Source organism: Nocardia vulneris (genome assembly GCF_001613425.1).
GTDB lineage: Bacteria > Actinomycetota > Actinomycetes > Mycobacteriales > Mycobacteriaceae > Nocardia > Nocardia vulneris.
This window is the reverse complement of the sequence record NZ_BDCI01000074.1, coordinates 1-859: the sequence shown is the minus strand read 5'-3', so window position 1 is coordinate 859 and position 859 is coordinate 1. Positions and strand designations below refer to the sequence as shown.

Annotated in this window: 1 protein-coding gene; it reads left to right on the top strand. The window is 63.2% G+C overall.

Going from position 1 to position 859, the window contains the following annotated elements:
* The coding region (locus tag NVU01S_RS42050) for an acyltransferase domain-containing protein (protein ID WP_156522253.1) at window positions 1-859 on the top strand (859 nt) is incomplete at both ends.

Genomic DNA, 859 nt, shown 5'->3' with positions numbered 1-859 from the left:
AAGATGACCGAGTGTGCCGGTGCGTTCGCTTCGCTGGTGGACTGGTCACTACTCGATGTCCTCCACGGTGTCGAGGACGCACCGTCGCTGGAACGGGTCGAGATTGTCCAGCCGGTGCTGTTCGCGGTGATGGTGTCTTTGGCCGAGCTGTGGCGTTCGGTCGGTGTCCTACCCGATGCCGTGGTGGGGCACTCCCAGGGAGAGATCGCCGCCGCCCATGTGGCGGGTGTGTTGTCGCTCGAGGACGCTGTCCGGATCGTGATCCTGCGTTCGGCAGCCTTGACCGTGCTGGCCGGTCGAGGCGGGATGGTGTCGGTGATCTCACCGCTGGAGCGAGTCGAAGACCTCCTCGATGGGTTCGACCGATTGTCGATAGCAGCAGTCAACGGCCCGGGATCGGTAGTGGTATCCGGGGAAACCGGTCAGCTCGAGCGATTCCTGACCGAGTGTGAACACCGCGATATTCGTGCACGTCGTATCGCGGTGGACTATGCCTCGCACTCTTCCCAGGTCGAACAGTTACGTGAACAGTTGCTGGACACCCTCGCCACAGTCCAGACACGGTCTGCGCAGACAGCGTTCTACTCCACCGTCACCGGTGCGCTCTACGACCCTGCCGGGATGGACACTCGTTACTGGTTCGACAACCTGCGGGAAACCGTGCGTTTCGAACAAGCCGTGCAGGCGTTGCACCGCGACGGATACACCGTGTTCGTCGAGGCCAGCCCGCATCCGCTGCTGGTCGTGGACATCGAGCAAATCTGTGAGGCCGCGGCACCGGCCGACAGCGTTGACCCGGTCATCGTGGGTTCGCTGCGCCGTGACGAAGACGGTACGACCGCGTTCACGCAGGCGATGG